Annotated in this window: 26 protein-coding genes; 16 read left to right on the top strand and 10 right to left on the bottom strand. The window is 66.8% G+C overall.

The window, feature by feature from the left end; all coding sequences use genetic code 11:
• The 4 genes from CXY91_RS30790 to CXY91_RS04530 all read right to left on the bottom strand — a co-directional run.
• On the bottom strand, positions 1-591 hold a 591-nt coding region (locus tag CXY91_RS30790), incomplete at its 3' end, for an FAD-binding oxidoreductase (RefSeq protein ID WP_248307350.1).
• 120 nt (positions 592-711) lie between these two features.
• Positions 712-1,590 carry a glucose-1-phosphate thymidylyltransferase RfbA gene (gene rfbA, locus CXY91_RS04540; protein WP_100959469.1) on the bottom strand — a complete coding sequence of 293 codons (879 nt, stop codon included), beginning with the start codon at positions 1,588-1,590 and terminating at the stop codon, positions 712-714.
• 10 nt (positions 1,591-1,600) lie between these two features.
• Positions 1,601-2,494, bottom strand: coding sequence for a dTDP-4-dehydrorhamnose reductase (rfbD, locus tag CXY91_RS04535; RefSeq protein WP_100959468.1), 894 nt, complete (start codon positions 2,492-2,494; stop codon positions 1,601-1,603).
• Between the two features lie 55 nt (positions 2,495-2,549).
• Complete coding sequence (locus CXY91_RS04530) at positions 2,550-3,455, bottom strand: LysR family transcriptional regulator (protein WP_100959467.1); 906 nt, start codon at positions 3,453-3,455, stop codon at positions 2,550-2,552.
• A gap of 94 nt (positions 3,456-3,549) precedes the next feature.
• On the opposite strand from CXY91_RS04530, the gene argH reads away from it, so the two are divergent.
• The 11 genes from argH (at position 3,550) to CXY91_RS04475 (ending at position 12,795) form a co-directional block, all read left to right on the top strand.
• A complete protein-coding gene (argH, locus tag CXY91_RS04525) occupies positions 3,550-4,965 on the top strand; it encodes an argininosuccinate lyase (RefSeq protein WP_100959466.1) in 1,416 nt (471 codons plus the stop codon).
• On the top strand, positions 4,962-5,855 hold the full coding sequence (locus tag CXY91_RS04520; protein WP_100959465.1) for an amino acid ABC transporter permease: 894 nt from the start codon (positions 4,962-4,964) through the stop codon (positions 5,853-5,855). The genes argH and CXY91_RS04520 overlap by 4 nt, the downstream gene beginning before the upstream one ends.
• A gap of 5 nt (positions 5,856-5,860) precedes the next feature.
• Positions 5,861-6,625, top strand: a complete 765-nt coding sequence (locus tag CXY91_RS04515; RefSeq protein WP_091839411.1) for an amino acid ABC transporter ATP-binding protein — start codon at positions 5,861-5,863, stop codon at positions 6,623-6,625.
• A 44-nt stretch (positions 6,626-6,669) separates the two neighbouring features.
• Positions 6,670-7,500 (top strand): ABC transporter substrate-binding protein, encoded by an 831-nt coding sequence (locus tag CXY91_RS04510; protein WP_100959464.1) that lies wholly within the window; start codon positions 6,670-6,672, stop codon positions 7,498-7,500.
• Between the two features lie 81 nt (positions 7,501-7,581).
• Positions 7,582-8,472 (top strand): LysR family transcriptional regulator, encoded by an 891-nt coding sequence (locus CXY91_RS04505; protein ID WP_210202593.1) that lies wholly within the window; start codon positions 7,582-7,584, stop codon positions 8,470-8,472.
• An 86-nt stretch (positions 8,473-8,558) separates the two neighbouring features.
• Positions 8,559-9,536 (top strand): Bug family tripartite tricarboxylate transporter substrate binding protein, encoded by a 978-nt coding sequence (locus CXY91_RS04500; RefSeq protein WP_100959462.1) that lies wholly within the window; start codon positions 8,559-8,561, stop codon positions 9,534-9,536.
• 13 nt (positions 9,537-9,549) lie between these two features.
• Complete coding sequence (locus tag CXY91_RS04495) at positions 9,550-10,554, top strand: zinc-dependent alcohol dehydrogenase (RefSeq protein ID WP_100959461.1); 1,005 nt, start codon at positions 9,550-9,552, stop codon at positions 10,552-10,554.
• Positions 10,551-11,168: a hypothetical protein gene (locus tag CXY91_RS04490; RefSeq protein ID WP_100959460.1), complete on the top strand. Its 618-nt coding sequence runs from the start codon at positions 10,551-10,553 to the stop codon at positions 11,166-11,168. Before CXY91_RS04495 ends, CXY91_RS04490 begins: the two co-directional genes overlap by 4 nt.
• Before the next feature lie 90 nt (positions 11,169-11,258).
• Positions 11,259-11,519 carry an AbrB/MazE/SpoVT family DNA-binding domain-containing protein gene (locus CXY91_RS04485; protein ID WP_442896439.1) on the top strand — a complete coding sequence of 87 codons (261 nt, stop codon included), beginning with the start codon at positions 11,259-11,261 and terminating at the stop codon, positions 11,517-11,519.
• Complete coding sequence (locus CXY91_RS04480) at positions 11,516-11,911, top strand: type II toxin-antitoxin system death-on-curing family toxin (protein ID WP_100959459.1); 396 nt, start codon at positions 11,516-11,518, stop codon at positions 11,909-11,911. Before CXY91_RS04485 ends, CXY91_RS04480 begins: the two co-directional genes overlap by 4 nt.
• Positions 11,908-12,795, top strand: coding sequence for a beta-keto acid cleavage family enzyme (locus tag CXY91_RS04475; RefSeq protein ID WP_100959458.1), 888 nt, complete (start codon positions 11,908-11,910; stop codon positions 12,793-12,795). Before CXY91_RS04480 ends, CXY91_RS04475 begins: the two co-directional genes overlap by 4 nt.
• 54 nt (positions 12,796-12,849) lie before the next feature.
• On the opposite strand, the gene CXY91_RS04470 is transcribed toward CXY91_RS04475, so the two are convergent.
• Positions 12,850-14,073 (bottom strand): acyltransferase family protein, encoded by a 1,224-nt coding sequence (locus tag CXY91_RS04470; protein WP_100959457.1) that lies wholly within the window; start codon positions 14,071-14,073, stop codon positions 12,850-12,852.
• Positions 14,074-14,558: 485 nt separating this feature from the next.
• Here CXY91_RS04470 and CXY91_RS04465 point away from each other — a divergent pair, with 485 nt between their 5' ends.
• From CXY91_RS04465 to CXY91_RS04450, 4 genes are all read left to right on the top strand, one after another.
• Positions 14,559-15,923, top strand: coding sequence for an ABC1 kinase family protein (locus CXY91_RS04465; protein ID WP_100959456.1), 1,365 nt, complete (start codon positions 14,559-14,561; stop codon positions 15,921-15,923).
• Between the two features lie 57 nt (positions 15,924-15,980).
• Complete coding sequence (locus CXY91_RS04460; protein WP_158673260.1) at positions 15,981-16,589, top strand: hypothetical protein; 609 nt, start codon at positions 15,981-15,983, stop codon at positions 16,587-16,589.
• Positions 16,590-16,766: 177 nt separating this feature from the next.
• Positions 16,767-17,051, top strand: a complete 285-nt coding sequence (locus tag CXY91_RS04455) for an aa3-type cytochrome c oxidase subunit IV (RefSeq protein ID WP_091838771.1) — start codon at positions 16,767-16,769, stop codon at positions 17,049-17,051.
• Between the two features lie 135 nt (positions 17,052-17,186).
• Positions 17,187-18,041, top strand: a complete 855-nt coding sequence (locus tag CXY91_RS04450) for an alpha/beta hydrolase (RefSeq protein WP_100959454.1) — start codon at positions 17,187-17,189, stop codon at positions 18,039-18,041.
• Positions 18,042-18,052: 11 nt separating this feature from the next.
• Here the strand turns inward: CXY91_RS04450 and CXY91_RS04445 are convergent, their stop codons facing one another.
• From CXY91_RS04445 to CXY91_RS04425, 5 genes are all read right to left on the bottom strand, one after another.
• On the bottom strand, positions 18,053-18,898 hold the full coding sequence (locus tag CXY91_RS04445) for a tetratricopeptide repeat protein (protein ID WP_244543937.1): 846 nt from the start codon (positions 18,896-18,898) through the stop codon (positions 18,053-18,055).
• Positions 18,899-19,209: 311 nt separating this feature from the next.
• Positions 19,210-19,467 (bottom strand): 30S ribosomal protein S21, encoded by a 258-nt coding sequence (rpsU, locus tag CXY91_RS04440; protein ID WP_091838783.1) that lies wholly within the window; start codon positions 19,465-19,467, stop codon positions 19,210-19,212.
• Positions 19,468-19,635: 168 nt separating this feature from the next.
• On the bottom strand, positions 19,636-20,736 hold the full coding sequence (locus tag CXY91_RS04435) for a 5-(carboxyamino)imidazole ribonucleotide synthase (protein WP_100959453.1): 1,101 nt from the start codon (positions 20,734-20,736) through the stop codon (positions 19,636-19,638).
• Complete coding sequence (gene purE, locus CXY91_RS04430) at positions 20,733-21,230, bottom strand: 5-(carboxyamino)imidazole ribonucleotide mutase (RefSeq protein ID WP_091838792.1); 498 nt, start codon at positions 21,228-21,230, stop codon at positions 20,733-20,735. The genes CXY91_RS04435 and purE overlap by 4 nt, the downstream gene beginning before the upstream one ends.
• Positions 21,231-21,331: 101 nt before the next feature.
• A complete protein-coding gene (locus tag CXY91_RS04425) occupies positions 21,332-21,550 on the bottom strand; it encodes a YdcH family protein (RefSeq protein ID WP_100959452.1) in 219 nt (72 codons plus the stop codon).
• Positions 21,551-21,778: 228 nt separating this feature from the next.
• Between CXY91_RS04425 and CXY91_RS04420 the strand changes: the two genes are divergently transcribed.
• Entirely contained in the window at positions 21,779-21,967 is a 189-nt protein-coding gene (locus tag CXY91_RS04420; RefSeq protein WP_091838802.1) for a YdcH family protein, read from the top strand.
• Positions 21,968-22,080 lie beyond the last annotated feature (113 nt).

Below are 22,080 nucleotides of genomic sequence, written 5' to 3'. Positions count from 1 at the left end.
GGGGGATGGGCGGGCGCGCCCGCCGGTCTTCAGGATGGTGCCGTCGGCGAGTACGACGGTGAGCGCCAGGACATTGTCCTTCATCGTGCCGTAGCGCACGGCATTGGTGCCAGAAGCGCGCGTCGCGGCCATGCCGCCGAGGGTGGCGTCGGCGCCGGGATCGACCGGGAAGAACAGGCCGGTGTCGCGCAGGTGCTCGTTGAGTTGCTTGCGGGTGACGCCGGCCTCGACCGTGCAGTCGAGATCCTCGGCATTGACCGCGGTGATCGCGTTCATGCGCGAGAGGTCGATGCAGACGCCGCCATGCAGCGCGACGACATGGCCTTCGAGCGAGGTGCCGGCGCCGAACGGAATGACCGGCACCTTCGCCTGATGGCAGAGCTTGACGATGCTGCTCACCTCGTCGGTGGTCAGCGGATAGCAGACGACGTCGGGTGCCTTGGTCGGATGATAGGATTCGCCATGGCCGTGATGCTCGCGTTCGCTGTCCGAGGTCGAGCAGCGCGGGCCGAGGAGTTCGCGCAGTGACGCTGTCAGGCCGTCGAGGGCGGGGTGCCGCGAGATGCCGGGCGTGGTGGCGGGGGCGTTCATCGGGTCTTCGATCCTCGTGCACGTCATCGGCGCGGCTCTGATGCAATCTCGGCCAGCCCAGCGTTTTCGGCCAGCGCCGGCGCAGCATGAGCGCTCTGCACCGGCATGGGAAGTGCGGGGTCAGGCCGAATGGTCGCGCCTGGCGACGCCAAGCAGGTACTGGCCGTAGCTGCTCTTCGACAGCGCCTCACCGAGCGCGCGCAATTGCTCGCGATCGATCCAGCCGTTTTCGAAGGCGATCTCCTCCGGGCAGGCGATGCGGAAGCCCTGGCGGCGCTCCAGCGTGCGCACGAATTCCGAGGCTTCGATCAGGGATTCGGGCGTGCCGGTATCGAGCCAGGCATAGCCGCGGCCAAGCCGCTCGACATTGAGGGCGCCGCGTTCGAGATAGGCACGGTTGATGTCGGTGATCTCGAGCTCGCCGCGGGCCGAGGGCTTCAGCTTGCGGGCGATGTCGACCACCTGCTCGTCATAGAAATACAGCCCGGTCACCGCCCAATGCGAGCGCGGGAGCTTGGGCTTCTCCTCGATCGAGAGGGCCTTGCCGGAGGCGTCGAACGAGACGACGCCATAGCGTTCGGGATCGCTGACGCGATAGGCGAAGACGGTGGCGCCCTGGTCACGGGCGGCGGCGCGGTGCAGCACGCCGGTGAGGCCGTCGCCATAATAGAGATTGTCGCCGAGGATCAGGGCGGAGCGGCCGCCGGCGACGAAATCGGCACCGATATGATAGGCCTGCGCCAGGCCTTCCGGCTTCGGTTGGATCGCATAGGAGAGCTTGAGGCCCCAGCATTCGCCGCTGCCGAACAGCGCCTCGAAGCGAGGCGCGTCCTCCGGCGTCGAGATGATCAGGATCTCGCGGATGCCGGCAAGCATCAGCGTCGAGAGCGGATAGTAGATCATCGGCTTGTCGTAGACGGGCAAAAGCTGCTTCGACGTCACCATGGTCATCGGGTGGAGCCGCGTGCCGCTGCCGCCGGCGAGGATGATCCCCTTCATGATGGCTCCTTCAGCTTCGCGATGGCGCGAGCAATGTGGCGACGCAGCTTTGCACGGAACCCTGCCAGGGCGGCAGGCACAGGCCATGACGTGCCGCGAGCAGGCTGCAATCGAGCCTGGAATTGCTCGGCCGGCGCGCGGGGGTGGGGTAGTCGATCGTGGCGATGCGCCTGACTCTGGCGCTCGGGCCGCCAAGTGCCGCAGAGGCTGCGAACACAGTCTCTGCCAGATCAGCCCAGCTTGCCTCGCCTGTGCCGGCGGCATGGAAGACGCCGCGGAGCGTGGCATTGCCGGGGCGGGCGACCAGCGTCTTCGCCATCGCGATGATCGTCTCGGCAAGGTCTGACGCGCTGGTCGGCGAGCCCAACTGGTCGGAGACGACGCCGACCTCGGCCCGGGTCTCAGCGAGGCGCAGCATGGTCTTTGCGAAGTTGCCGCCGTAGGGGCTGTAGACCCATGCCGTGCGCAGGATCGTCCAGTCCGCACCGGACGCCATGACCGCTTCCTCGCCGGCGAGCTTGGAGCGGCCATAGGCCGAGAGCGGAGCGGTGGCGTCGCTTTCGCGCCAGGGATGCGGCGCCATGCCGTCGAAGACGTAGTCGGTCGAGATCTGGATCAGCGGCACGCCGAGGGCCACAGCCGCCACGGCCACGGCACCGGCGCCAGCGCCGTTGATCCGCAGGGCGAACTCCGGTTCGGTTTCGGCCCTGTCGACGGCGGTATAGGCGGCGGCGTTGACGATGCAGTCGGGCTGCGCGTTGGTGAGCGCCTGCCGAACGCCGTCCGGCTGCGCTAGGTCGAGCTCGGGCCGGCCGACCGGGATCACGGTCACACCTGCCGCCTGCGCGCGAGCGAGAAGGGATTGGACGACCTGCCCGGTTCGTCCGGTCACGGCTATGCGCATCGGGCCTTCGCCATCGGAAGCATGGCGGTCGGTCTAGAGCATGCGCCTTGTGCGCTCAACCCGCGGCCTCGAAGCGGCGAGCCTCCTCGCAGAGCCAGGCGACCAGCGTGTCGAGGGCCGGGCTGCGCTCGCTCTGCGAATTGACGGTCAGCCAGCAGCCGGTCGCGCTGTCGAAATCGAGGCCGAGCGGATTGACCAGCGCGCCGGACGCCAGTTCCTCGGCGACATAGCAGCGTGGCGCGAGCGCGACGCCGAGCCCGGCGACGGCGGCGCGGATGATCACGGAATAGTAGCCGTAGCGCACGGTGTGGGCCGGCACCGCGCCGCGCAGGCCGTGCGCCTCTGTAAATTCGGCCCAGAAGGCCGGCATCTGGAAATGCTGCAGCAGCGTCATCTTCTGGATGTCGGCGGCGCGATTGAAGCCGCCCAGGCGCTCCAGCGCCGAGGGCGCGGCGACCAACGCGACCTGGCGCCCGAACAGGTAGTGCGACTCACGGTCCGGCCAGGGGCCAAAGCCGTGGACGATCTCCAAGTCGGCTTCCTCGATCTCGTTCTCGCTGACGAAATTGGTGAACTGGACGTCGATCTCGGGATGGGCCTGTGCGAATTCGGGGAAGCGCTCCATCAGCCAGCGCTCGCCGGCGATGGCGATCATGTGCAGCCGGATCGGCCGGCCGATCGCGGCACGCTCGGCGAGGCGCCGGGCGCCGCGTTCCATCTGCTCGATCGCGGCCTCGGCATAGGGGCGATAGATCGTGCCGGCCTCGGTCGGTTTCAGCCCGGCGGGGCTGCGCTCGAACAGCTCCGTGCCGAGATGGTCTTCCAGCGCCTGGATCTGCTTGGAAACGGCGCTCTGGGTCAGGTGCACCTCGCCGGCCGCCTTCGCCGTCGAGCCGAGGCGGGCGACAGCGAGAAAGACCCGGAGCGCCGTGGTCGACGGCGGGAGGTTGCGACCGGCCAAACAGATATTCCTTCAGCGACTACCCTGGAGGAGATCGTTTCGTTTGCCGGTTGCGCGGTCAAGAGGGCAGTGTTTCAGGCAAGGGGAGAGCATCATGAATCATAATACGCGCCTATGGGGTGGCCGTTTCCGCAAGTCGCCCGACCCGCGCATGATGAAGCTGTCGAGCGCGGCCGGCGCCCATGCCCGTCTCGCCCCGCAGGACATCGCCGGCGGCAAGGCCCATGCGGCCGAACTCGAACGCGCCGGACTGCTCAGCCAGGACGAGGCCAGGACCATCGTGGCAGCGCTCGAAGCGATCGCCGCCGATCTGGCCGTCGGGACGCTCGCGCCGGACGAGAGCGACGAGGACGTCCATACCTTCATCGAGCGCGTGCTGATCGCCCGCATCGGCGCGACCGGGGCCAAGCTCAGGGCCGGGCGCTCGCGCAACGACCAGGCTGCCAACAACCTGAAGCTCTATCTGCGCGCCGAGGCGCGGACGATCGGCGCGATGCTGGCCGAACTGCTCGATGCCATAGCCGGCCAGGCCGAGCGGCATGCGGCCTCGGTCTGCCCCGGCTTCACCCATCTGCAGAGCGCCCAGCCCGTGACTTTCGGCCATTGGCTGATGGCCCATGGCCAGGCGCTGTCGCGCGATGCCAGCCGCCTGCAGGACTGGGAAAAGCGTTCCTCGCTTTCGCCGCTGGGAGCCGCTGCGCTCGCCGGCTCGGCGATTGCGCTGACGCCCGAACTCAGCGCCAGGGCGCTCGGCTATGACGGCCCCTGCGAGAATTCGGTCGATGCCGTCGGCGCGCGCGACCATGTCGCGGAATTCCTGTTCGTCGCGGCGATGCTGGCGACCAACCTGTCGCGGCTGGCGGAAGAGGTCACGCTCTGGACCTCGCGCCAGTTCGGCTGGGTCGTGCTCGATGACGCCTTTGCGACCGGATCCTCGATCATGCCGCAGAAGAAGAACCCGGACATCGCCGAGATCTCGCGCGGCCGGGCGGCGCGCCTCACCGGCGAGCTCGTCGCCATGCTGGGCGCGCTGAAGGGCCTGCCGCTCGCCTATAACCGCGACCTCGCCGAGGACAAGCGTGCCGCCTTCGATGCGGTCGACGTGCTCGGCGAGGTGCTGCCGGCGTTCGCCGGGCTGATCGAGACGATGGAGGCACGCACCGACGTAATGCGGGCGCAGGCCGGTGCCGGTTTTGCGCTTGCAACCGAAGTCGCCGATCATCTCGCCCGCAAGGGCGTGCCCTTCGCCGAAGCGCATGAGATCAGCGGCGCGCTGGTGCGCTATTGCGAGGAGATGGGCCGCGAGCTCGAAGGGCTGGAGCCGGTGGAACTGCGTGCGATCGACCCACGCCTCGACGAGAGCGTTCTCGCGGTGCTGACGCTCGATGCGGCGGTGGCGGCGCGCAGCGGCTATGGCGGGACAGCGCCGGCGCGGGTCGCCGAGCAGATCGGGCGCTTCCGCGGCTGGCTCTCCGGCTTCGCGCAGTGGACGAGGGAGCGCGCGGCATGAGCAGTGCAACCCAGACCATGCCGGATCGCGGCCTTGCCGAGATTGCCGGCCTGACTATCGTGCCCAAGCGCTTCTACGGGCGCTGGATTGCCGCTGCCGCGATCCTGTTCGTGCTCGCCTGGATCGTCAAGGCGTTCGCACAGGGGCAGATCGCCTGGCCGGTGGTGGCGCAATTCTTCACCGCGCCGGCCATCCTCGCCGGCCTCGTCAACACGCTGATCATGACCGTTTGTGCCATGGGGCTCGGCATCGTGCTCGGCGTGGTCTTCGCGATCATGTACATGTCGCCGAACCCGGTGCTGCGCGGCGTCGCGCTGTTCTACATCTGGTTCTTCCGCGGCACGCCGCTGCTGCTGCAATTGCTGCTCTGGTTCAATCTGGCGCTGGTTTTCCCGACGATCGGCATCCCCGGCGTGATCGAGTGGCGCACCATCGACATCATCGGGCCGTTCATGGCGACGCTGCTCGGCCTCGGCATGAACCAGGGCGCCTATACCGCCGAAGTGGTCCGCTCCGGTATCCTCTCGGTCGATCTCGGCCAGACCGAAGCCGCCAAGGCGATCGGCATGACCCGGCTGACGACCTTGCGCCGGATCGTGCTGCCGCAGGCGATGCGGGTGATCATCCCGCCGGTCGGCAACGAGGTGATCAGCATGGTCAAGCTGACCTCGGTCGCCAGCGTGATCCAGTTCTCCGAGATCCTGCGCAATGCGCAGAACGTCTACTATGCCAATGCTCGCGTCATCGAACTCCTGATCGTCGCGGCCGGCTGGTACCTGCTCGTCGTTACGCTCCTGCAGATCGGTCAGTTCTTCCTCGAACGCGCCTTCTCCAAGGGCCGGGGCGAGCGGCGCGCCAAGCCGCAGGTCGCCGAGGAGGCCGCCGCGTGAACGCCTTGTCCCCGATCGTCGTCGCCGCCAGCGTCACCAAGCAGTTCGGCCCGCTGAAGGCGCTGAACAATGTCTCGCTCTCGGTCTTGCCGGGCGCCGTGCAATGCATCATCGGCCCGTCCGGCTCGGGCAAGTCGACGCTGCTGCGATGCATCAACCAGCTCGAGAAGATCGACGCCGGCGCGATCACCGTCGCCGGCGAGCTGATCGGCTATCGCCGCGTCGGCAACGAACTGCACGAACTCAGCGATGCCGAGATCGCGCGCCAGCGCCTCAAGACCGGCATGGTCTTCCAGCGGTTCAACCTGTTCAACCACATGACGGTGCTGCAGAACATCATCGAGGGGCCGCTCACGGTGCTGAAGCGGCCGCGGCGCGAGATCGTCGCCGAGGGCATGGCGCTGCTCGAGCGCGTCGGCCTTTCCGAGAAGCGCGATTCCTATCCGATCGAGCTTTCGGGCGGCCAGCAGCAGCGCATCGCCATCGCCCGCGCGCTGGCGATGAAGCCGCAGGTGATGCTGTTCGACGAGCCGACTTCGGCGCTCGACCCGGAGCTCGTCGGCGAAGTGCTGAACGTGATGCGCGACCTCGCCGCCTCCGGCATGACCATGATCGTGGTGACCCATGAACTCGGCTTCGCCCGCGAAGTCGCGAGCGACGTCGTCTTTATGGACAAGGGCGAGATCGTCGAGCAGGGGCCGCCGCGGCAGGTGCTGGTTTCGCCTCAGCAGCCCCGCACCCGTGACTTCATCGCCGCCGTCCTCAAGTGAGCCAAGACCCAGTGAATCCAAGCAAAGACAAGAGGGAGACCACCATGCTTCGCCTTTCGCTCGCCGCCGCGCTGCTCGCCGGCACCGCGCTCGCCGCTCAGGCCCAGGCTCTGCCTGACCGGATCAAGACCGCCGGCAAGATCGTTATCGCGACCCAGCCGAACTACGCGCCGATCGTCTACAAGGACCCGGCGACCAACCAGATGGCCGGCTTCGACTATGAGCTCGGCGAGGCCATCGCCAAGGAGCTCGGCGTCAAGGCCGAATGGCAGGACACTGCCTTCGCCCAGATGCTGCCCTCGCTGACGACCGGCCGCGTCGACATGGTGATGGCCGGGATGAGCGACCTGCCGGCGCGGCGCGAGACGGTCGACTTCGTCGACTACATGGTCTCGGGCGCGCAGTTCTACACGGTCACTGCATTCAAGGATTCGGTGAAGAGCGTCGAGGATCTCTGCGGCAAGAGCGTCGGTGCCAGCCGCTCGACCAATTGGCCCAAGCAGATCGGCGAGTGGAGCGATGCCAACTGCGTCGCCAAGGGCAAGCCGGCGATCACCGTGGTCGGCACCGAGGGGTCGGTCGACGCCCGCACCCAGCTCAAGACGCAGCGCCTGCAGGGCGGCGTCCAGGGCAGCGAGACGATGACGCATTTCCAGAAGCTAGAGCCCAACACCTATATCCCGCTCGGCGAGCCCTTCACCCGTTCGTTGACCGGCATCCCGTTCCCGAAGACGGCCGAGGGCGGCCAGCTGCGCGACGCGGTCAAGGGCGCGCTCGAGCGGCTGCAGGCGAACGGCACCTATGACGCGCTGATCGCGAAGTACGTCCAGCCGAGCAACGCGCTGAAGCCGATCTCGGTCAACAAGGGCGAGTGATCGCTTGACCCTGCCGGTCTCGGCGGCTTCGCTGCCGTCGAGACCGGCGGTTTTCTCGCCGGCATGCCCCGCGAGGAAAGCGTGCTGACCTTCCGCCAGATCGAGGTGTTCAAGGCGGTGATGGCGGCCGGCAGCCTCGCCGGCGCCGCGCGCGAATTGCGCATCGCGCAGCCGACGGTGACGCGGATGATCCTGCGCATGGAGGATCAGCTCGGCGCCAGGCTGTTCAACCGGGTCCGCGGCCGTTTGACCCCGACCCAGGAAGCGGCACGTTTCCTCGCCGAGATCGACCGCGCCTACGAGCAGATGCGCTCGGCGGTGGAACGGGCGGCGCAGGCGGCGCTGCCGGAGCACGCGGTGTTCCGCTGCGGTGCTTCGCCCAGCATCGGCCGCGGCCTGGTTCCTGCGGCGCTGGCACTGCTGGTCGAGCGCATGCCCGCCGTCTCCCTGCAACTCGACATCCTGACCGTCAGCCAGGTGCTGCCCTATCTGCTCGACGGTGCTGCCAATGCTGCGGTGACGCTGTTTCCGGTGCTGCACCATGAGGTGGTCAGCACGCCGGTCGGCAATGGCCGGCCGATGCTGCTGGTGCCGGCCGGCATGGACATACCCTCTGCCGAAGCAAGTCTCGCAGGCCTGGCCGATCGCGCCTGGATCGTTTTCCAGCCGCGCTCCGTCCATGGCGACATGGCAGCCGGCATCCTGTCCGATCACGGCTTGCGGCCGGCCCGAACGCATCTTGTGCGCTTCGCCGAGACGGCGGTCGCGTTGGTCGAGGCTGGGGTCGGCGTCTGCATCGTCGACGAGTTCTCGGCGCGCGCCGCCGACATGTCTCGCTTGCGATGTCTGCCTGTGCCGACGACCCGGCGTTACGAAGCCTATCTGCACCGGCCGCTCGCCGCGCGTGGCGAGGTGACTGAACGGTTCGAGCAGTGCTTGAAGGATGAGCTGCGCGCAGGATCTATGCCTTAAAGCTATAGTTGCCGCATGCAACGTTGCTTGAATCGGCGAGCCGGCTCCGTTTGAGTGCGCGCAGAAAAATCAGGGAGGATTGCAGCATGCAGACGCGTCAACCGGCCGTGAGCCGTCGCTTCGTCCTGTCCGGCATGGCGGCGACGCTGGCCTGCCCGGCACTGGCGCAATCCTATCCGGGCAAGCCCGTGACCCTGATCGTCACCTTCGCGGCCGGTGGCGGCGTCGACGTCACGGCGCGGCTGATCGCCGAGTCTCTCAGCAGCATCCTCGGCCAGCGCGTCATCATCGACAATCGCGGCGGCGGCGCGACGATGACCGGCACGCAGGCCGTCACCAAGGCCGACCCGGATGGCTACATGCTGCTCGCAGCCCCGACGACGATGGTGATCAACCCGGCGCTGCGGGCGAGCATGCCGTTCGACTGGCGCAACGATCTCGTTCCGGTCGGGCTGATGGCCAAGCTGCCCTTCGTCGTGGTGACCCGGCCGAACTCGCCCGTGAACACGATGAAGGATCTGGAGGCGCTGGCGAAGCAGCGGCCCGAGCCCATCCTGTTCGCTTCGGGCGGCACCGGCACCGTCGCCCACCTCGCCGGCGAGCTCTTCGCCATGCGCACCGGCAGCAAGATGCAGCATGTGCCCTATCGTGGCGAAGGCCCTTCGCTCGCCGATGTCGCAGGCGGCTCGCTCGACGTCACCTTCGCGACGCTGGCTGCGGTCGCAGGGCAGGTCGAGGGCGGTTCGCTGAAGGCGCTCGCCGTCACCACCAGCGAGCGCGCCGGCCTGCTGCCGAAGGTGCCGACCGTCGCCGAGCAGGGCTATGCCGATTTCGACGTCTCCGCCTGGGTCGGCCTGATGGCGCCGAAGGGCACGCCACCGGCGGTGACGGAGAAGCAGCGCGCCGCATTGGCGACGGCGCTGGGCGATGTAGAGCTCAGGCGCAAGCTCGAGGCCAGCGGCTCGATCCCTGCGGCCGTTGGCTTCGACTTCGACGGCTTCCTCAAGCGCGAGAGCGAAATCTGGAGCAAGGTCGTCAAGGAAGCCGGGGTCAAGGTCGACTAGACGGGTTCCTGCAATGCTCGCCATCCGCAAGGCCGCGCCTGAACCGGGGCTCATCTGTCATGAAGTCGAGGCGCCGGCTCTCTCGGGCGACGACGAGATGCTGATCCGCATCGAGGCTGCCGGCATCTGCGGCACCGATCTGCACATCGCCGACTGGACGGCGGGTTATGAGGCGATGGCGAGCGCCATGCCGGTCACGCTCGGTCATGAATTCGCCGGCACGGTCGAGCGCGGCCCGTCAGAGTGGATTGGCCAGCGCGTGGTGGTCAGGCCCTCGGTGACCTGCGGACACTGCGAAGGCTGTCGGCAGCGCGGCGAGGATGGCTGCACGGCGCGGAGCGGCATCGGCATCCGGCGCAATGGCGGTTTCGCCAGTCTGGCGAGCGTGCCGTCGCGCAATTGCGTGGCCGTGCCCGAAGGGCTGGACGCAGAACTCGCGGCTCTGACAGAACCGATGACGGTTGCGGCGCAGGCCGTGTCGCGTGCTGGCACAGTCGAGGGCAAGCGCGTGCTCGTGATCGGCCCCGGACCGATCGGGCTCGGCGTCGCACTCTTCGCCGAGCGGGCGGGAGCCGCGGCTTTGACGATAGCCGGACGCAACGACGCGGCGAGGCTGGCTTGCGCCCGCGCGCTTGGTTTCGGCGATACCAGGGATGCGCTCGCCGATGATGGACCGCTGGCTCCCTCCGGCTATGACGTGATCTTCGAGGCGACCGGCGTGCCGGAGGTCGCGAGTGCGGCACAGCGCCTGCTCGCGCCCGGCGGCGTGCTTGTGATCTGCGGCATCCATGCCCGGCCGGCCAGCTTCGATCTGACCGCGATGGTGCGGCTGGAGCAGGGCATCATCGGCTCCTATCGTGCGCCGGTGGCGCGCTGGAACGAGGTGGTCGCGGCGATAGCGGATGAACCCGAGCGCTTTCGCAGGCTGATCAGTCACCGCTTGCCGCTGGAGGACGCACTGGACGGCTTTGCATTGATGCGCAACCGCACCGCGATCAAGGTGATGCTGCAGCCATGAAAAGCAGCGCCTTCCTCGTCTTCGCCAATGATGTCGATCCGGCCCAGCGCGAGGCCTATGAACGCTGGCATGGCGGCCATCATGTTCCGCAGCGCTTCACGGTCCCGGGCATCCTGCGCGCCACGCGCTATCAGGCTGTTGGCGGCGGATCGCCCGATTACCTCACCGTCTATGATCTCGCCGACATCGCGGTGCTGAATTCGCCGGAGTATCGTCGGCTCGCCGAGCACCCGGACGCGGTCACGCTGGCGATGCGCCCTTTCTTGCGCAACCCGTTGCGGCTCGCCTGCAATGCTCTGGTCGGTGCCGATTGTCCGCATGGCGGCAGTCTCGTCATGCTGCGGATGGCTGATGCCAGCGCTGGGCGCGTGGCTGCATGGCTGGAGGCGGAGAAGCGCCCAACGATCAGGCTCGGCAGAACCGCGCCCGATGCCGGCGGGCATCCGATCATGGGGCAGGCCGCGATGTCGGAGGAGGCTGTCGCGCTCGTCTTCGCCGATGCTCCGGATGTTACGCGAGCGACGGCCGAGGCACTGCGGGGCGGGGTGCAGGCCGGAAACCTGCCTGCTCCCGGCTCCGGCCTGATCTATCAGCGGATCGAGAGCTTTCCCTAGTCCGGCCATTAGCCCCGGCTTCCTGCCAGACTGCGCGCCAGCCGAGTTTATGTTATACGGTTTGTATAACACCGCTCAGGGAAGCACGCCATGAACAAGCCCGAAAAGCCCGCGGGCGAGCAGGCCATGGTCTTGCAGGTCCGCAAGATCGGAAATTCTGTCGGCATCATCCTGCCGAAGGAGCTGCTGGCGCGATTGAAGCTGGCCGAAGGCGACAAGCTGACGGTGGTCGAGCAGCCGGAGGGCGCCTTCAAGCTAACTCCCCGTGACGATCTGCACGAGCGCACCATGGCGATCGCCCGCAAGGCGATGAAGCAATACGCCAATGCGCTGCGCGAGCTAGCGAAATGACCGAGCCGTTCTGGCTCACCGCTGACGTCGTAGCCGATATCCACTCCGAGCAGTTGGCACTCTTCGGCGGCCCCGACGGCATTCGTGATCGGGGCTTGCTGGAATCCGCTCTGGCGCGGCCTATCAACCGCTTTGCCTATGGCGAGACCGACATGGCGGCGCTGGCCGCAGCCTATGCATTCGGCATCGCCAAGAAACATCCCTTCATCGACGGCAACAAGCGTGTCTCGCTGCTGGCGCTGATTATCTTCCTTCGGCTGAACGGGATCGAGTTCGCGCCGAGCGAGGCCGATGCCGCCGCCATCATCCTCGCACTCGCCGCCGGCGAGGTCGAGGAGGAGGGGCTGACGCGTTGGATCCGCGATAACTGGCCGAAGGACGCACCCCCATGAAAACCCCGATCTGGATCGAGGCCGCGATCAACGGGCCGTGGGGCAAGGAGCGCCAGCCCGGCATTCCGATCGCGATCCCCGACATCGTCGCCGACGGGATCGCCGCGGTCGAGGCCGGCGCCGCGATCGTCCACCTGCATGTCTACGATCTCGAGACCGGCCGCCAGCGCGACGATTGGGAACTCTATGCGCAAGCCATCGAGGGGATCAGGGCAAAGGTCGATGCGATCGTCTACCCGACGATCCCGATCCTCGGCTCCGGTTACGCCGGCGACATGATCGGCTCTGGCCGCTACACGCATCTGGAGGAACTGGCCAAGCGCGGCCTGGTCGAATGGGGCGTGCTCGAGCCCGGCTCGTGCAACTGGACGACCTTCGCCGGCATCCCGGGCGGCGAGGCCGGCTTCATCTACCAGAACCCCGGCGAGCATATCCGCGAGGGGATGGCGGTCGCGCAGGCGCACAGGATCCATCCGAGCTATGCGATCTACGAGCCCGGCTTCACCCGCCTGGGCGCGGCGCTGGCCAAGGCCTATCCCGGCATGCCGACGCCGATCTACCGGCTGATGTTCTCGGACGCCTTCGCCTGGGGCTTCCCGCCGAAGCCTTATGCGCTGGAGGCCCATCTTGCCCTGCTGGCGGAGTGTGCGCCGCAGGCCCCGGTGATGATCGCCGGGCTCGGCGTCGACCTCAGCGAGATCGTCGCGCCCGCAGTCGCACGCGGCGTCCATGCCCGTGCCGGGCTGGAGGATGCACCCTTCGGCGAGACGCGCAGCAATGCAGAGCTGATCGCCGACATCGTCCGCAAGATCGAGGCGGCGGGAGGGCGCCCGGCGAGCGTGGCGGAGGTTCGGACGGAGCTGCACATGAGGTGCGTCGCATAGCGCGCCGATGATGCTGGCGAACCTGCCCGCGCAAAGCGCCCGCGGGTGCGCAAGCTATGAGAAGCGTGTCGTCTTGCCGGGCCAGCGCTTCGAGCCCAGCGACAATGCCACGCAGGGCCGTTCGACGAGCCAATAGAAGCCCAACGACAGTGTCAGCACGAGCGCGAGACCGACGATCGCGCAAAGCAGAACCAGCGCCAGGAACGGCAGGTGCCGGTAGTGGTCGATGACGATCGGCATGGTGATCTGCAGAATCTGCAGGTGAACCAGATAGATCGAGAAGGACGCGGTGCCGATTCTTGCCAGTGCCCGGTTGCTCATGGCGCGTCGGAAACCGGACTGCCCGGTCAGGCAGGCGAGCATTATCGCGGCGATAGCGGCGAGTTGCGCAGGGAGTTGCCACCATATCGGGCCGCACGGCGTACCGAGGAGGATGAGCGCCAGGACCCCCAGCGATCCGACGGGCCATTTCATCGCCGGGGCGAGATCCACTGCCCGGCCGCGACTGCTCGCCGTGAATTCCGCCATCAGCGCGCCGACGGCGAAATAGGGCAGAAAAGCGAGGAGCGAGTACCGGATGCCGCGCGAGCCATATGTCTCCGCGAGGATGGCGACGAGCACCGTCGTCGTCAGGAACAGCAGGCTCGTCAACACCCTGCCGTTTCGCTCGGAGGCTCGGCGATACCATCGCCACAGGACCGGCCCGATGATCAGGAATTGGAAGTGGACCTCCAAAAACCATCCGGGTGGGAAAAGACGCGGAAACGAATCAAAAGCCAGGTCATGAACGTACAGGGCGCTCGTCACGAAGCTCAGAAATAATGATTCCGGCGCTCCATAAAATTGATATGAACCAGCAGGTCTGTATCCTGTGATTGAAATCATTGTAAAAGTTGCGAATAGAACGATGAAATAGGGCGGCCATAGCCGCGTAAGTCTATTTTTCAGAAGATTAAAGTCATCGATTTTCGAATGATTTTTTGCCTCTTTCTGGATATATAAGATCAATGTGAAGCCAGTTATGCAGAACAGCAACCTGCAGCCGGAAAACGGCGTCGCCAGAATGCCGAGTAGCGATGTCTCGATCACGTTGAGTGCTTCGCGACCGTAGAAGCGTTCGACGCGCTGCAGCAAATGGCCGATGACGACGATCAGGATCGCGACGCCGCGCAGTCCGGTGAGTTCCGGCAGATGCGTGCGGGTGAGGTCCGACGCCCGCCCCAGGAAGCCTGGCACGGCATCGACCGCGTAATAGCCGGCGATCCGGTTCGAGCGCATTCATCCTCGAGCGAAAGCGGAGCAAGGAACGCATCGGCACACACCGGATCGCCAAGCGTCCCATCGAACGCGAGGTGGTGACCCGTTCCCTCGTCGAGGCATCGGGACTGTCGGGAACGTGGAGGCCACTTTCCGGTCCGATGCTTTCGCGACAGCCTGAACACCCTGGCATGCGCCGCCGATGACGATCCCCGCGAGCGGTATCGCCTGTCGCCAGCCTCTCCGATCGATCGCCGCCCCATTCACGTGTCCGCGGTGGGAGCGCCTGAATTCTGCCAGGCCTCTCTGGCCATGGCGATCACAGCAATAATTGTACCACTTTGGAACGCCGGGGCCCTTGGCGAGGGGAGGTTCGGAAAAGGCGACGATTCCGCACGATTGCGGCCCGGAAAGAGCCTGGCGGTGCGTCGCTGCAGTCATGGCCGCATTGGCACCGGCCGCCGCAGCCCCTACATGCTGCCTGTCACGACGTCAGTGAGTGCCTAATGTCCGAACGCGACAGCGAAGCGAATCGATTCTCTGCCCGCGCGGCGCGCTATGCCCGTGTCGGCGCCAATGTCGGCGGGGTGGCGGCGCGGATCGCCGGCACCAAGCTGTTCGGGCTGGAGGGCCGCAACGCCACCAATGCCGAGGCGCTGGCCAAGGCGCTGGGCGGGCTGAAGGGGCCGCTGATGAAGGTGGCGCAGCTCGTCGCCACCATCCCCGACGTGGTGCCGCCGGAATACGCCGCCGAATTGCAGAAGCTTCAATCGGAGGCGCCGCCGATGGGTGCCGCCTTCGTCAAGCGTCGCATGCAGGCCGAGCTCGGCGCGAGCTGGCGCGAGCGCTTCGCCGAGTTCGATCTCAAGCCGGCTGCGGCAGCCTCGCTCGGGCAGGTGCACCGGGCGGTGTCGCTCGAAGGCAGCCCGCTCGCCTGCAAGCTGCAATATCCCGACATGGAATCGGCCGTCGAAGCCGATATCTCCCAGCTCGAAATCCTGTTTGGGCTGCACAGGCGCATGGGCGCGGTGATCGACACCAGCGAGATCGCAAAGGAGATCAGCGCCCGCGTCCGCGAGGAGCTCGACTATCGCCGCGAGGCCAAGCATGTCGCGCTCTACCGGCGCATGCTCGCGGCGACGCCGGAGGTGCGCGTGCCGGATGTCGTGGCGGAGTTGTCGACGCGCCGGCTCCTGACCATGGGCTGGCTCGATGGCGACAAGATCCTCAACCACAAGCAGGCGAGCCAGCAGGTCCGCGACCGGATCTCGACCGCGATGTTCCGGGCCTGGTGGCGCCCGTTCAGCCATCACGGCGTGATCCATGGCGACCCGCATCTCGGGAATTACACAGTGTTCTCCGAGGACGACACGCCGGCAGGCATCAATCTGCTCGACTATGGCTGCATCCGCATTTTCCCGCCGAGCTTCGTCGGCGGCGTGGTCGATCTCTATCGCGGCCTGCTCACAGGAGAAGAGGCCCGAGTCGTCCATGCCTATGAGGTCTGGGGCTTCAAGGGGCTCAACAAGGAGCTGATCGAAACCCTCAACATCTGGGCGAAGTTCATCTACGGCCCGCTGCTGGAGGATCGCACGCGCCGCATCGCCGAGGGCGTCAGCCCGGCTGAATACGGCCGCAAGCAGGCGTTCCAGGTCCATTCGGCATTGAAGGCGCGGGGGCCGGTGACGGTGCCGCGCGAATTCGTCTTCATGGACCGCGCTGCGATCGGCCTTGGCGGTGTCTTCCTGCATCTCGATGCCGAGCTCAACTTCCACCGGCTGTTCGAGGAGGAGATCGAGGCTTTCAGCGTGGAGCGTGTGGCGAGCGAGCAGGGCGCGGCGCTGGCTGCGGCCGGGCTCGCCAGCTCCTGATCGCCGGAATCGGCAATTCTACCCCAGTCCGGCACAATCCCTCGCCGGAGGGGCATGATGCCGGATGCGATCAAGGACGAGGCACGGCGGCGCGACTATGGCCTGTTCGTGCGGCCCGGTGCGGGCGGGCTCGCGCTCAAGCTGGCGGATGAAGGCGTCGCGCTGACCGACGAACGCTTGTTCTGGGCGAATGGCGGCGGCGAGGAGACGCGGCCGCTTTCCGATATCAGCGGCGTGCATCTCACGGTCGCCCACATCACCCGGCATGGCGATTTCGGCTCCTGCGAAATCCGCTTCAAAGGATCGGCTCCGCTGCAAGTGGTCGCCAGCAGCGCCTTCGGCTTTCCCGATGAGCAGCGCAGCCTGGTCTACGCCGCGTTCATCCGCGATCTGCATGCCTCGCTGGCACAGAGGCCCGCCGGCACGGTGCGCTTCTCGGCGGGGGTTAGCGAGGGGCGCTTGAGGGTCATGCAGGTGCTGCTGATCATCGCCGGGCTGCTTTTCGTGGCGCTGCCGCTGGTGCTGCTCCTGCTCTCCGGCGAACTCGGCATGCTGGCTGCAGCACTGGCCGGCGGCATTCTTGTTGCAGGTCTCTATGGCTGGACGGAGAAGAATCGGCCACGCGGCTATGATCCGCGCCGTGTTCCGCCGGAACTGCTGCCATAAGTCGCGCCACCTGGTTGGCGCTCCGAACCGCTGCAACCAGCAACGCTGCGCGTTTTCAGGTGGCTTTGTACTGCGGCGTCCGGAAAATGGCCGTCGGCGTTCCGGCACTCCCGTTGCCGACCCTTTTCAGGTGCGCTACAGGGCGTCAGGACAAGGTTTGAAATCGGGATTTCCTTCATGGCCGACCACGGACACGCCTCCGACATTCCGCAGATGGACTATCCGGAGCATGAGCGCACCTATGTGGGCTTCGTGCATTTCGCCGAGGTCGGTACGGTCGCCTGCCTCGCCATCGTCGCGGCGCTCGCGGTCGGCGGCACCAAGCACGCCTGGGGCACGGCCATCATCGGCACCCTGCTGACCCTGGTCGGCACCGGCATCGGCATCGCCGCCCCGTCGATCGGCTGGCGCGCCACGCTCGTTCCCTTCGTCCTCATGCTGCTGGCGCTGCTGCTCTACTGAGCGGCTGAGGCCTGGCACTGACGGAATCGTCAAGGCGCCGGCGCAGTTGAGCCGGCGCATTCGTCATCGGAACGTCGTAAAGGGCCGGCTCGATGCCGGCCCTTTCGTTTGGGCGATGACCGAGGCCAGCGGGCGATGCGCAGGATCCTGAAGCTTCTCGCCATCGGCGCGTTCTGCGCCTACGGCGCCGTGCTGGCGCTGCTCTACGTCAAGCAGCGCGAGATGATGTATCCGCGCAATCCGGCCCGGGTGGAGATCGCCAGCGCAGACCTGCCGGGCGTCGAGGAGACAGTGCTGACGGCAGCCGATGGCGAGAAGCTGGTCGCCTGGGTGGTGCCGCCGCGCGAGGGCAAGCCGGTGCTGCTGTTCTTTCACGGCAATGCCGGCAACTTCGGCCGGCCGAGCCGGCAGGCGCGTTTTCGCGCCCTGACGCAGGACGGCACCGGCCTGTTCGCGGTCAATTATCGCGGCTATGGCGGCTCGACCGGCTTACCCACCGAGGACGGCTTGGCGCAGGATGCGCGCGCCGCCTATGCGTCGGCCGTGACGCGCTTCGGCGCGGAGCGATTGATCGGCTACGGCGAGTCGCTTGGCACCGGCGTGGTGGTGAAGCTGGCGGCCGAGGTTCCGCTCAAGGCGGTGATCCTCGAAGCACCCTATCTCTCGACCGCTGCAGTGGCGCAGCAGCTCTACCCTTATGTTCCGGTCGGGCTGTTCATGCATGACCAGTTCCGCTCGGACGAGGCCATCGGCAAGGTCAAAGCGCCTGTGCTCGTTCTGCACGGACAACGTGACGGTGTCATCCCGTTCAGCCAGGGCGAGGCGCTGTTTGCGCTCGCCAATCTGCCTAAGCGCTTCATCCGCTTTCCGGAGGGCAATCACGGGAACCTGCCGACCCATGGCTCGGTGCAGGAGATCAGGCGCTTCCTCGCCGATCTCGCCACCAGCCGGCTGGCGGGCAGCGAGACGGTGACCGCTGCGGCGCAGTAGGCTCGCCTGCCTTACAGGCGGAACATGCCGCCGCCGCCGAGGCGGGCGGAGCCGGCGCGGGCGATCTGGTTGTTGCCGTCGAGCCCGAGGGCGCGCTGATAGGCCTCGCTCGCCTCGGTCTTCTTGCCCTGCTTCTCAAAGGCGAAGCCGCGGCCGGCCCAGGCGGCGGCATTGCGGTTGTCGACATTGAGCGCGGCGGTGAAGTCCTCCAGCGCGGAATCGTATTTGCCGAGCGCGTTCAGGCTCTCACCCCGGGCGATATAGGGCGGGGCGGTATAGGGATTGCGGTCGATCACCGAGTCGAAATCGGTGACGGCCTGCTGATGCTGGCCTTCCTTCTGGTAGACCAGCCCGCGCGCATGGAAGGCTTCGGGCGATTCCGGGTTGAGGCGGATCGCGGTGTTGAGGTCTGCCAGCGCCTGCTGGCTGTTGCCCTGCAGGCGCAGCAGGTTGGCGCGTGCGACAAAGGCCGGGGCGTAGTTCGGATTGGCGGTGGTGGCGCGGTTGAAATCCTGGAGCGCGGCGTCGTTACGCCCGCTCTGGCGCAGCGCCAGGCCGCGATTGGTATAGGCCGGCGCGAAATTGGCGTCGATCTGCACGGCCTTGGTGAAATCGGAGATGGCGTCGGAATAGCGGCCGATGCGGGCGTAAGCTGCGCCGCGCGTGTTGTAGGCCTGCGGATCGTTCGGGTTTCGGTTGATCACCTCGCTGAGCGAGCCGATGTTGACGCTGGCTGCCTCGGTGTTTTCGGTCTGGAGCTCGGCGACGCCGGCGCCGGAGCTCATGCTCACCGTGTCGCAGCCTGCGAGCGCGAGCGCCAGGCCCGTCGCGATCAGCCAGTTCCTGCCTGTGAGCATGCTCTTATCCATCGCCTTACAACTCTCGCCTGCCATGCGGCGCCACCGCCCCGGTGCGCCGCCATCCTCCAAAACGCCCAAGCCCTGACAAAGTTTGGTTAACGAGTTAGCGCCGGTTGAATTCGATGTAAACGCAAGGCGTTTTCATCGAGGTCCGAATCCGTCTCGTATCAAAGAGTTAGAGCAGGATTAATGCGAAAGATCGGGTCCCACTTCTTCGCATCCTGCTCTCAAAAACGACAACGCCTGGAGAAGCTCCAGGCGCCCGTAGATATCAGTGGCACTAGCGAGCGGCCTGGCCTCTCGCGTGGTCAGATTGCCGGCCGGGCGGGGCGCTCAGGGCGCTTCGGCTTGACCGGGGCCGGCAGCAGGCCTTCGCGCTGCAGCTTCTTGCGGATCAACTTGCGGGCGCGGCGGACGGCCTCGGCCTTCTCGCGCGCCTTCTTCTCGGACGGCTTCTCGTAATGGCCGCGGAGCTTCATCTCGCGGAAGATGCCCTCGCGCTGCATCTTCTTCTTCAGCGCCCGCAGCGCCTGGTCGACATTGTTGTCGCGAACAAGAACCTGCACGTCTTTAGTCCGTCGTTGTCGGTGGTCCGGAAACGGGGCGGCGACCTCCCGTCCGGAAGATCGCCGCGAGGGTCGTGCGGATACCAGAAATCCCTGGGGCTGTCCACGCTGCAACGCCGCAAAACGCGTGAAAACACGCGAGTTTCGGAGGCCGGAGCGGTCCGGCGTTCAGTCCCTGTCGGGGAGGACGCGGGTGACGTGGCCCATCTTGCGGCCCGGCCGCGCCTCGCGCTTGCCGTAGAGATGCAGATGCGTGCCGGGCTCGGCCAGGATGGCACGCCAGTCGTTGGCCTGGTCGCCGATCAGGTTCTGCATGGTGACGCGCCCGCGTCGCGCCGTCGCGCCCAGCGGGAAGCCGCAGACGGCGCGGACATGCTGGTGGAACTGCGAGGTCTGCGCCCCCTCGCTGGTCCAGTGTCCGGAATTATGGACGCGCGGGGCAATCTCGTTGACGACGACCTGCTCGCCGCCCTTGCCTTCGACCAGGAAGAACTCGACGGCGAAGACACCGACATAGCCGAGCGCCTCGCCGATGCGACGGGCAGCCTCGATCGCGGCGTCCGCCGCGGCTGCGCCGATGCGGGCGGGCACCTGCGTCAGCGCCAGGATATGGTCGCGATGCTCGTTCTCGCAGACGTCGAAGGCGGCGAAGGAGCCGTCGGCGGCGCGGGCGGCGACGACCGAGACTTCGCGGGAAAACGTCACGAAGCCCTCAAGGATCGCCGGGAAATGGCCGATCTCGTCCCAGGCCTGCGCGAGATCGGTGCCATCGGCGATCTTGACCTGGCCCTTGCCGTCATAGCCGAAGCGCCGCGTCTTCAGGACGGCCGGGCGGCCGAGCTTTGCGACGGCCTTTTCGAGATCTGCGAGCGAGTCGACGGACTCGAACGGGGCGACCGCTAGGCCGAGATCGGCGACGAAGCGCTTCTCGGTGAGGCGATCCTGCGTCACCGCGAGCGCGCGGGCGCCGGGATGCAGCGGGGTGCGGGCGGCTAGGAAGGCGGCCGTCGCGGCCGGGACGTTCTCGAATTCGTAGGTCACGACGTCGACGGCATCGGCGAAGCTGGCCAGCGCCGCCTCGTCCTCATAGGCGCCGATGGTGTGGCGGGCGGCGACCTCATAGGCCGGGCTGTCGGGCTCGGGCGCGAAGATATGCACGCGCACGCCGAGATCGGCTGCGGCCAGCGCCAGCATGCGAGCGAGCTGGCCGCCGCCCAGGATGCCGAGGACGGCGCCGGGGCCGAGACCGCGCGGATCGGGCGGGCTCATGCGTCGTCCTTCGGGCGCTCGGCTACGGCGGCGCTGAGCTTGGCGCGCCAGGCGTCGAGGCGCTCGGCGAGAGCCTCATCGGAGAGGGCGAGGACGGCAGCAGCGAGCAAGGCGGCGTTGATCGCACCGGCCTTGCCGATGGCGAGCGTGCCGACCGGGATGCCGCCTGGCATCTGCACGATCGAGAGCAGGCTGTCCTGGCCGGAGAGCGCCTTCGATTCGACGGGCACGCCGAACACGGGCAGGGGCGTCAGCGAAGCGGTCATGCCCGGCAGATGCGCGGCGCCGCCGGCACCGGCGATGATGACCTTGAAGCCTTCTGCCCTGGCGCCCTTGGCGAAGGCATACATCCGGTCCGGCGTGCGATGGGCCGACATGATGCGCGCGTCGAAGGCGATGCCGAGTTCGGCAAGCGTGTCTGCGGCATGGCGCATCGTCGCCCAGTCGGACTGGCTGCCCATGATGATGGCGACGGGTGGGGTCGGCTCGGCCATGAAATCGGCGCTTCCCGGCAGGAGGGAGGAAGCGCGCGATCTAGACTGGCCGCTGCGTCATAGGCAAGCGGCGAATCGGGATTCCTGCGGATTTTCCGTGGCTAAGCGATGATGTCGGGCGTCAGCTGGTCTTCGAGATAGGAGATGCGGTCGCGCAGATAGAGCTTGCGCTTCTTCAAGCGCTGGATCTGGATCTGGTTGATCGGGCCGAGGCGTTCGAGCGCATCGATGGCGCTGTCGAGATCGCGATGTTCCTCACGCAACCGCGCGAGTTCCGCCTGCAGAACCTCGATCTCCTCCGCGCTCAATTCGAATCCCATGAAGCCGTCTCATCATCGCCGCGATCGCGTCCGACTATGCGCAGGCGCGGGCGGCCCGGCAAGGTGTCGCTGGCGTGATGCGGGCCGGCTCGCTCGCATTCATGCGCCTCGGGAAAGGTCCCGGAAGGGATCACAGAAACTCATGGTGCAGTGCACGTCTGCCCCGCAGACGCGAAGCCGGCTCTGTGTCAGACTTCTCTTGCTAGAACGCTCATCAGGAGGATCCAGATGTCGCTGCAGACACATCTCGCCGAGCTCGAACGCAAGCATCGCCAGCTCGAGGAAGCCATCGCCCAGGCGGTTGCCAGCCCCTCGTCCAGCGATCTCGGCGTGGCAGAGCTCAAGCGGAAGAAGCTGCTGCTGAAGGATGAGATCGAGCGCGTGCGGCTGACCATGCCGGCACCGACACTACACTGACATGCCAGAGCGGACCGCGGCGGTCCGTGACGAATTCGCGCAAGGTGCGCTTCACCGGCCCCGAAAGGGGCCGGTTTTTTGTGACTACAAGCGCTGCGACCTGCGGCCGGCGC

Origin of the sequence: Allobosea sp. FBZP-16 (assembly GCF_002831785.1) — a bacterium.
Lineage (GTDB): Bacteria > Pseudomonadota > Alphaproteobacteria > Rhizobiales > Beijerinckiaceae > Allobosea > Allobosea lupini.
The sequence above is the reverse complement of the archived record's forward strand: the minus strand, read 5'-3'. Positions and strand labels throughout refer to the sequence as shown.

What these genes read in the sequence shown, in the direction of transcription:
- CXY91_RS04495 (WP_100959461.1), top strand. Translation starts at nt 9,550, where the DNA reads ATGCTCGCCATCCGCAAGGCCGCGCCTGAACCGGGGCTCATCTGTCAT.
- CXY91_RS04475 (WP_100959458.1), top strand. Translation starts at nt 11,908, where the DNA reads ATGAAAACCCCGATCTGGATCGAGGCCGCGATCAACGGGCCGTGGGGC.
- CXY91_RS04510 (WP_100959464.1), top strand. Translation starts at nt 6,670, where the DNA reads ATGCTTCGCCTTTCGCTCGCCGCCGCGCTGCTCGCCGGCACCGCGCTC.
- CXY91_RS04490 (WP_100959460.1), top strand. Translation starts at nt 10,551, where the DNA reads ATGAAAAGCAGCGCCTTCCTCGTCTTCGCCAATGATGTCGATCCGGCC.
- CXY91_RS04480 (WP_100959459.1), top strand. Translation starts at nt 11,516, where the DNA reads ATGACCGAGCCGTTCTGGCTCACCGCTGACGTCGTAGCCGATATCCAC.
- CXY91_RS04445 (WP_244543937.1), bottom strand. Translation starts at nt 18,898, where the DNA reads ATGCTCACAGGCAGGAACTGGCTGATCGCGACGGGCCTGGCGCTCGCG.
- CXY91_RS04420 (WP_091838802.1), top strand. Translation starts at nt 21,779, where the DNA reads ATGTCGCTGCAGACACATCTCGCCGAGCTCGAACGCAAGCATCGCCAG.
- CXY91_RS04485 (WP_442896439.1), top strand. Translation starts at nt 11,259, where the DNA reads ATGAACAAGCCCGAAAAGCCCGCGGGCGAGCAGGCCATGGTCTTGCAG.
- rfbA (WP_100959469.1), bottom strand. Translation starts at nt 1,590, where the DNA reads ATGAAGGGGATCATCCTCGCCGGCGGCAGCGGCACGCGGCTCCACCCG.
- CXY91_RS04425 (WP_100959452.1), bottom strand. Translation starts at nt 21,550, where the DNA reads ATGGGATTCGAATTGAGCGCGGAGGAGATCGAGGTTCTGCAGGCGGAA.
- CXY91_RS04435 (WP_100959453.1), bottom strand. Translation starts at nt 20,736, where the DNA reads ATGAGCCCGCCCGATCCGCGCGGTCTCGGCCCCGGCGCCGTCCTCGGC.
- CXY91_RS04470 (WP_100959457.1), bottom strand. Translation starts at nt 14,073, where the DNA reads ATGCGCTCGAACCGGATCGCCGGCTATTACGCGGTCGATGCCGTGCCA.
- argH (WP_100959466.1), top strand. Translation starts at nt 3,550, where the DNA reads ATGAATCATAATACGCGCCTATGGGGTGGCCGTTTCCGCAAGTCGCCC.
- CXY91_RS04450 (WP_100959454.1), top strand. Translation starts at nt 17,187, where the DNA reads ATGCGCAGGATCCTGAAGCTTCTCGCCATCGGCGCGTTCTGCGCCTAC.
- CXY91_RS04455 (WP_091838771.1), top strand. Translation starts at nt 16,767, where the DNA reads ATGGCCGACCACGGACACGCCTCCGACATTCCGCAGATGGACTATCCG.
- CXY91_RS04520 (WP_100959465.1), top strand. Translation starts at nt 4,962, where the DNA reads ATGAGCAGTGCAACCCAGACCATGCCGGATCGCGGCCTTGCCGAGATT.
- CXY91_RS04460 (WP_158673260.1), top strand. Translation starts at nt 15,981, where the DNA reads ATGCCGGATGCGATCAAGGACGAGGCACGGCGGCGCGACTATGGCCTG.
- CXY91_RS04465 (WP_100959456.1), top strand. Translation starts at nt 14,559, where the DNA reads ATGTCCGAACGCGACAGCGAAGCGAATCGATTCTCTGCCCGCGCGGCG.
- CXY91_RS04500 (WP_100959462.1), top strand. Translation starts at nt 8,559, where the DNA reads ATGCAGACGCGTCAACCGGCCGTGAGCCGTCGCTTCGTCCTGTCCGGC.
- purE (WP_091838792.1), bottom strand. Translation starts at nt 21,230, where the DNA reads ATGGCCGAGCCGACCCCACCCGTCGCCATCATCATGGGCAGCCAGTCC.
- rfbD (WP_100959468.1), bottom strand. Translation starts at nt 2,494, where the DNA reads ATGCGCATAGCCGTGACCGGACGAACCGGGCAGGTCGTCCAATCCCTT.